This is a genomic window from Marinimicrobium sp. UBA4509, assembly GCF_002388575.1.
GTDB lineage: Bacteria > Pseudomonadota > Gammaproteobacteria > Pseudomonadales > Cellvibrionaceae > Marinimicrobium > Marinimicrobium koreense.
In genome coordinates, this window is record NZ_DGMV01000025.1 from 67,944 (window position 1) to 75,458 (window position 7,515).

A 7,515-nucleotide genomic window follows, 5' to 3' on the forward strand; every position below is an offset into this window, starting at 1 on the left:
CCTGACGCTACCCGTGGCCGACCTGCTGGAACAGATTCGCACCAGTGAGTACACCCGCCTGCCCCTGTTTGAAGGGGACATCAATAACGTGGTCGGTATTCTGCACCTGCGCAATGCGGCCCGCTTCATTCGCGGTACGGATGACAGTGTCACTCTCGATGATATTCGCCAGTTTGCGAACGAGCCCTATTTCGTCCCGGAAGCAACACCGTTGCACACCCAACTGCTGAACTTCCAGCAACAGAAGTGCCGCATGGCATTAGTGGTTGACGAGTACGGCGAGGTACAGGGACTGGTGACGCTGGAGGATCTTCTGGAGGAAATCGTCGGCGACTTCACCACCAATTCCGCCGAGGAATCCGATGAGGATATTCAGCCCCAGGATGACGGCACCTACCTGATTGACGGCGGCACTTTCATTCGGGACATCAATCGCGCTTTGGATTGGGACTTACCGCAGGACGGACCCAAGACGCTGAACGGTCTGGCGATGGAATACCTTGAAAGTATTCCGGACGCGCATATCGGCTTTGCGATTGACGGTTACCAGTTTGAGACCCGGGAACTGACGGACAAAATGATTTCCTGGCTTCGGGTCAAGCGCGTCCCCGCCACCAACTGACCACGCACTAGCGCTGGCGGCGCTCCCGCCAGCGGCGCACCCTGAACAGCACAAAGCCCAGGATGGCCGCGGCAATAATCAGCCCCGCCAGTAGAACCGCTGCCACCCACAGCGTGTTGGCCAGGTCCTGCAGACTCACCCCCCATCCGTACACCGCCAACGCCAGAAACGCGGCGCAGGCCAGAAGGCTGACCCACAGGGTGCGGTACCGACGGTAGGTGGCTCGAAAAGACTTCATAGTTTACCTCTGCTGGCGCTTCGTTCCGGACGATGGGACAGGACTTATTCCCGGCGCCATTGGGTTCCACTGGGTGAGTCCAGAAGCACCACTCCCTGCGCCTGAAGCTGGTCGCGGATTTCATCCGCCCGGGCAAAATTCTTCGCCTTCTTGGCATCAGCACGCTCGGCAATCAGCGCTTCAACCTGCTCGGCACCGATCGCATCGGCACCACCGGCCTGTAGAAACCGATCCGGCTGATCCTGCAGCAGTCCGAACACAGCGCCCAGCGCCTTCAGCTCGGCGGCCATGGCCCGCGCCTTGTCGGAGTCGGACTCACTGTTCAGATCGCGAACCAGATCGTACATGACGGCTAACGCCAGGCGGGTGTTGAAATCATCGTTCATCGCCGAAACGAAGTCCCGATAATAAGCACTGCCTTCCAGATCCTCCATCGAGGCGGGCTCAACCTCCGCGTAATCACGCAGTGCGCCATAGAAGCGCTCCAGCCCGGTGCGCGCCTCGACCAGACTGTCCTCGGAATAATTGATCGGACTGCGGTAGTGACTGCCAATCAACAGATAGCGGACCACCTCCGGGTGATACTTCTCCAGCACATCGCGGATGGTAAAGAAGTTGCCCAGGGACTTGGACATTTTTTCACCGTCCACCCGTAAGGCACCGGCATGAATCCAGTAATTCACGTAGTGGCAACCGTTGGCGGCTTCGCTTTGGGCGATTTCATTTTCGTGGTGCGGAAACGGCAGATCGGGGCCACCGCCGTGAATATCGAAATGCTCACCCAGGCAGTGTTTACTCATGGCTGAGCACTCAATATGCCAGCCCGGACGACCTCGCCCCCAGGGTGAATCCCATCCGGCCTCATCGGCCTCGGCGTGTTTCCACAGAGCAAAATCACGCGGGTCTTCTTTGGCCTCATCCACATCAATGCGGGCACCGGCGAGCAGCTCGTCGGGATTCTTGTTGCTCAGCCGCCCGTAGTCCTTGAATCGGCTCACCCGATAATAGACATCACCGTTGCTCGCCGCGTAAGCAAAATCCTTGTCAATCAGGGTCTGCACCATGGCGAGAATATCGTCGATATGAGCGGTTGCCCGTGGCTCGACATCGGGAGGAACAATACCCAGCTTGGCCTCGTCTTCGTGAGCGGCATCGATGAACCGGGAGGTAAGACTCTGATAGGGCTCACCGTTCTCCTCCGCCCGCCGCAATATCTTGTCATCGATATCGGTCAGATTGCGGACGTAGGTCAGATCCCAACCCTGACTGCGCAGAAAGCGGGCAATCACATCAAACACCACCAGCACACGAGCGTGCCCGAGGTGGCAGTAGTCATACACCGTCACCCCACAGACATACATGGAAATTTTGCCCGGCTGAATGGGTTGAAAGGCTTCTTTCTGTCGCGTCAGCGTGTTGTACAGATGCAGAGTCATAGTGAATTACTGTTGATCCATTTTGGCCCAGGTGTCGCGCAACTCGATGGTGCGGTTGAACACGGGCTTGTCGATGGTGGAATACTTGCTGTCCAGGCAGAAATAGCCGGAGCGCTCAAACTGAAAATGGTTACCCACTTTGGCTCCCGCCAGGCTGATCTCCGCCTTGCAGTTTTCCAGAATTTTGAGACTGTCCGGGTTGATCGCCTGCAGGAAGTCTTTGCCGCCCGAATCCGGTGACGGGTCGCTGAACAGACGGTCGTACAGGCGGACTTCGCAGTTGAGGTGATGGGTGGCCGACACCCAGTGGATTACGCCTTTGGGTTTGACGCCGTCCTGCGGGTCTTTACCCAGTGTATCCTCGATGATGCGCGCCCGAACCTCGATCACTTCGCCTTCATCGTTCTTGATGGCTTCATCGGCCTCAATCACATACGCATTGCGCAAGCGCACACGCTTGCCCAGCACCAACCGCTTGTACTTCTTGTTGGCTTCCTCGCGGAAGTCATCCTGTTCAATGTATAGCGTATGGGTAAACGGCAATACACGCTCACTGAAGTCATCCCGGTTCGGATGCCCTGGCGCGCGCATTTCCTCGATGCGATCCGACGGGTAGTTGGTCAATGTCACCTTCAGCGGGTGCAATACACACATGGCGCGCGGCGCGTTCTTGTCCAGATGATCACGCACGGCATACTCGAGCATGCCGACATCCACGACACTATCGGACCGGGTAACGCCAATCGCGGTGCAGAAATTACGCAGTGCTTCCGGCGGGTAGCCGCGCCGACGCATACCGGAAATGGTGGGCATGCGAGGGTCGTCCCAACCATCAACATGCCCTTCATCCACCAGCTGTTTCAGTTTGCGCTTGCTGGTGATGGTGTAATTCACATTGAGGCGCGCGAACTCGTACTGTCGGGGTCTGGCGGGCACCGGGAGATTCTCGATAAACCAGTCATACAAAGGCCGGTGATCTTCGAATTCGAGGGTGCAAATGGAATGGGTAATCCCTTCCAGGGCGTCACTCTGCCCATGAGCGAAATCGTAGGACGGATAGATGCTCCAGGTGTCCCCGGTGTGGTGATGGCGCGCCTTTTTAATGCGGTAAATGATCGGATCGCGCAAATTCATGTTTGGCGCCGCCATATCAATTCTGGCACGCAGTACACACTCACCTTCCGCGAATTCACCGCGACGCATTTTTTCAAAGCGCTCCAGGTTCTCCTCTACGGAGCGATCCCGATAGGGGCTGTTGCGGCCGGGCTCGGTGAGCGTGCCGCGATACTCGCGCGCCTGATCCGGACTCAGGTCACAGACATAGGCCTTGCCTTCACGAATCAGGTGCAGCGCCCAGTCGTAAAGATTCTGGAAATAGTCGGAGGTATAGCGAACCGGGCCGCCCCATTCAAAACCGAGCCACTGGACATCCGCCTTGATCGCGTTGACATACTCTTCGTTTTCTTTTTCCGGGTTAGTATCGTCGAAACGCAGATGACAGACACCGCCAAACTCCTCCGCCATACCGAAGTTCAGGCAGATGGATTTCGCATGTCCGATGTGAAGATAGCCGTTGGGCTCCGGGGGGAACCGGGTCACCACCTGTTGCACCTGGCCCGATTCAATATCCTTGCGGATGATCTGCTGAATAAAATGCAGGGGCTTTTCCGGTGCGCGGTTTTCTGCAGTACCCGCAGTGTCTTTGGTGTCTTTGCCCGTGGCGGGCGAATGATCGCTCATACTACTTGCGTTCCCATTGGTCTCGGTTGAATTCGAGTGTCCCGAAGATTGCGAAAGCCCGGTAAAACGGGCTATCAGATTGGTTTGAAAAGCGGCCTATTGTAAACACTCCCCCCGGTTTTTCCTAGCGAACCGGTGCCCCACCGCTCCCGGAATGTCAGGATCAGGGCGCGGCCTGCAAGGAGGAGCGGTAATCTTCCCGTCGCTGCAATTGATATTCGCGCACCGCTTTGTTGTGAGCCTCCAGGGTGTCAGAAAACACATGGGTACCATCGCCCTTGGCCACAAAATAGAGTGCCGTTCCAGGCGCCGGATTGACCGCCGCCGCCAGGGCTTCGCGCCCGGGCAGCGCGATCGGGGTGGGAGGAAGGCCGGAGTTGGTGTAGGTGTTGTAGGGCGTCGGCGCTCTCAGATCCCGGCGGGTCAGCCGCCCTTCGTACCGATCCCCCATACCATAGATCACGGTGGGATCCGTCTGCAGACGCATCCCACGGTTCAGGCGGCGTACAAACACCCCGGCAATCTCTTCCCGCTCCCAGGGCGCCCCGGTTTCCCGCTCGATGAGTGACGCCATGATCAATGCCTCATAGGGCGTCTCATAGGGCAGGCCGTCGGCCCGCTGCGACCACACCCGCTCAAGTTCCTCACGCATGATCCGATGCGCTCTGCGCAACAGCTCAACGTCGCTGGTGCCCCGAGCAAACCGGTAGGTGTCCGGAAAAAACCAGCCCTCAGGATGCGCCACATCCAGCTCGAGGCGTGCCATTTGCTGCTCGCGGCTCAGCCCCTTGAGCTCCGCGACAATGGTATCCTCGCTGTGCAGTGCGGCCAGGGCCTGAGCAAAGGTCCAACCCTCAATCAGGGTCACCTGATGAAGAACAACCTCACCTGCATTGAGTTGCTCCAGCAACGTGCGGGGGGTCAACCCGGGGCGAAGGTGGTACTCGCCCGCATGAACCCCGGTCTGCTCAGTCAGTCGCGCATACAATCGCAGCGCCCGGGGATGACGCAGAATGCCCTGGGCGCCAAGCTCTGATGTCAGATGGCTCAGCGTCTCCCCCCGGGTGAGCTCCTGGCGCAGGCCATTCTCCGGCAATGCCAGCGGGCTGTTCAGCCAGTGGTACCCGTAAGCGGCAAGCCCGCCGGCGAGCAGCACACCCAAAATAATCAGTTTCCCCAACAGCCGCTTCACGGCACCTCCTTCAGATTTCTGTTATCGGCCAGCCAATGCTCAAAGCAGCTCTGTAATTGCCGGGTCTGAGGGCCGACCGTCCAAGTTTCGCCACCGGGCGCCAACCCGGTCACAGGCCAGATGCCAAACACGCTATTGCAGATAAACCATTCCCGGGCCCCGATCAGAGCCTCACGGGTCACCTGGCCCTCCTGAACCACCAGGTCCAGCTGTGGCCCCAGGACCTCCATGATCAGGCGACGCATGACACCGGCCACACCATTACGGTCCAGGCGCGGGGTCCACCAGCCATCTTCCAGGCGGACGAAGACGTTACTCAAGGTGCCCTCGATGATATACCCCGCCGCATCGCTCAGCAGCCCCTCAGGGTATTCGTCGTCCCATTCCATTCGGGCCAGCACATACTCCAGGCGATTCAGGTGCTTCATGCCGGCCAATACCGGATTATCCCCCAGACGGTGACGACACTCGTGGAGCACCACACCGTCCCCACCCTTCTGCCAGGCGGGTGAGACGCCGGGACGCAATTGCCAGCAATAACTGATCTGCGGGTGTTTCGGAGGCTGATAAGCCTTGCCACCGACGCCACGGGTAACGACCAACTTGAGACTACCGTCCACAGCCGGCAGGCGGGCGAGTAAACGCTCCCGCTCCCGTTCGAGGCGATCGGTATCCAGAACCAGACCCAGCCTCCGGGCGCCGGCGATCAGCCTCTGCCGATGGAACGACCAGAGTGGTACCCGGCCGCCGCGCACCCTGGCGGTTTCGAATAAACCGTCACCATAGGCCAGGCCGCGATCCAGGGGAGAAAGCGTCGCGCCAAATTCACCGTTGGTCAGTGTGATCACTTCTGAATCTGTCATACAGGGAGTCTACCAAAAGCGGACACAAAAACGCCGGAGTGCAGCACACTCCGGCGTTCGAGCCTAAGGACCACCAGCCGGCTAAATGTTGCGGAAGATCAACGAACCGTTGGTGCCACCAAAACCGAAGGAGTTGGACAGAACCGCGTCAATCTTGCGCTCCTGGGCGGTATTCGGCACCAGATTGATATCATCACAACCTTCATCCGGATTGTCGAGGTTGATGGTCGGCGGCGCCACCTGATCCCGAATGGCCAGAACGCTGAAAATGGCTTCCACCGCGCCGGCGGCACCCAGGAGGTGACCGATCATGGACTTGGTAGAGCTTACCGCCACCTGGTCCACGGCAGACCCCATGACGCTCTTCACGGCCTGACACTCCGCCCGGTCGCCCGCCTGAGTGGAGGTGCCGTGGGCGTTGATGTAGTTGATCGCCTCAGTCTGAATTCCGGCATCGCGGATGGCGTTGCGCATCGACAGCGCCGCACCGGCGCCATCGGCGGGCGGTGAGGTCATATGGTAAGCGTCGCCGCTCATACCAAAACCCACCAGCTCGGCATAAATTTTCGCGCCGCGCGCCTTGGCATGTTCGTACTCTTCGAGCACCATCACCCCGGCACCATCGCCCAGCACAAAACCATCTCGATCTTTGTCCCAGGGGCGGCTGGCCGCTTCAGGGGCATCATTGCGTGTGGACAGCGCGCGCGCCGCGGCGAAACCGCCCAGGCCCACAGGAGTGGTGGCCATTTCGGCACCGCCGGCAAGCATCACATCGCACTCGTCATACATGATGCTGCGCGCCGCATAGCCGATACTGTGGGTACCGGTGGTGCAGGCGGTGGTGATGGCAATGTTCGGGCCGCGCAGGCCGTACATGATCGACAGGTTGCCCGAGATCATATTGATGATGGCGCCGGGCACAAAGAACGGCGAAATACGACGCGGGCCCTTGTGCTCGATCATCAGCGCACCGTCTTCGATGGAACCGATCCCACCGATGCCGGAACCGATGGAAACCCCCATCCGGTGACTGTTCGCTTCATCCACCTCGAGGCCGGAGTCCCGCATCGCCTGGATACCGGCGACCATGCCGTACTGAATGAACGCGTCCATTTTACGAGCGTCTTTTACCGGGTAGTAGCCATCGACAGAAAAGTCCTTCACCGATGCGCTGAAGCGGGTGGTGAAAGCCGAGGGGTCAAAATGGCTGATCGGGGCTGCCCCGCTGACACCATTGACGATTCCTCGCCAGCTGTCAGCAACAGTATTTCCCAATGGACTGACCATACCCAGCCCGGTAACTACGACTCGTTTGCGCGACACCTTGAAAGCTCTCCGACAAAAATGACAATCACCGAACCCGGGCCGGCTCCCGCTGCGGTGCAGCGAGGGCCGGCCCGGGCCCGAGCGGGATCCGGCCTTAT

At 59.2% G+C, this 7,515-nt stretch carries 7 protein-coding genes; 1 reads left to right on the top strand and 6 read right to left on the bottom strand.

Features of this window, described 5'->3' with window-relative positions; all coding sequences use genetic code 11:
- On the top strand, positions 1 to 622 hold a 622-nt coding region (locus B3520_RS02935), incomplete at its 5' end, for a transporter associated domain-containing protein (protein ID WP_286875375.1).
- A gap of 7 nt (positions 623 to 629) precedes the next feature.
- Here the strand turns inward: B3520_RS02935 and B3520_RS02940 are convergent.
- The 6 genes from B3520_RS02940 to fabF all read right to left on the bottom strand — a co-directional run bounded on the left by B3520_RS02940 (position 630) and on the right by fabF (position 7,414).
- The gene (locus tag B3520_RS02940) at positions 630 to 860 is read right to left on the bottom strand and encodes a hypothetical protein (RefSeq protein ID WP_024460244.1); all 231 of its coding nucleotides are present in this window, start codon (positions 858 to 860) and stop codon (positions 630 to 632) included.
- A 44-nt stretch (positions 861 to 904) separates the two neighbouring features.
- A complete protein-coding gene (gene cysS / locus B3520_RS02945) occupies positions 905 to 2,296 on the bottom strand; it encodes a cysteine--tRNA ligase (protein WP_286806618.1) in 1,392 nt (463 codons plus the stop codon).
- Positions 2,297 to 2,302: 6 nt separating this feature from the next.
- Positions 2,303 to 4,036, bottom strand: a complete 1,734-nt coding sequence (locus B3520_RS02950) for a glutamine--tRNA ligase/YqeY domain fusion protein (protein WP_286806617.1) — start codon at positions 4,034 to 4,036, stop codon at positions 2,303 to 2,305.
- A 163-nt stretch (positions 4,037 to 4,199) separates the two neighbouring features.
- Positions 4,200 to 5,228 (bottom strand): endolytic transglycosylase MltG, encoded by a 1,029-nt coding sequence (mltG, locus tag B3520_RS02955; protein ID WP_286806615.1) that lies wholly within the window; start codon positions 5,226 to 5,228, stop codon positions 4,200 to 4,202.
- A complete protein-coding gene (pabC, locus tag B3520_RS02960) occupies positions 5,225 to 6,091 on the bottom strand; it encodes an aminodeoxychorismate lyase (RefSeq protein WP_286875377.1) in 867 nt (288 codons plus the stop codon). Before pabC ends, mltG begins: the two co-directional genes overlap by 4 nt.
- An 81-nt stretch (positions 6,092 to 6,172) precedes the next feature.
- Entirely contained in the window at positions 6,173 to 7,414 is a 1,242-nt protein-coding gene (gene fabF / locus B3520_RS02965) for a beta-ketoacyl-ACP synthase II (protein ID WP_024460249.1), read from the bottom strand.
- Positions 7,415 to 7,515 lie beyond the last annotated feature (101 nt).

Bases quoted from the DNA above. Each gene is read 5' to 3' on its own strand.
- B3520_RS02940 (WP_024460244.1), bottom strand. From the start codon at position 860: ATGAAGTCTTTTCGAGCCACCTACCGTCGGTACCGCACCCTGTGGGTC.
- cysS (WP_286806618.1), bottom strand. From the start codon at position 2,296: ATGACTCTGCATCTGTACAACACGCTGACGCGACAGAAAGAAGCCTTT.
- B3520_RS02950 (WP_286806617.1), bottom strand. From the start codon at position 4,036: ATGAGCGATCATTCGCCCGCCACGGGCAAAGACACCAAAGACACTGCG.
- pabC (WP_286875377.1), bottom strand. From the start codon at position 6,091: ATGACAGATTCAGAAGTGATCACACTGACCAACGGTGAATTTGGCGCG.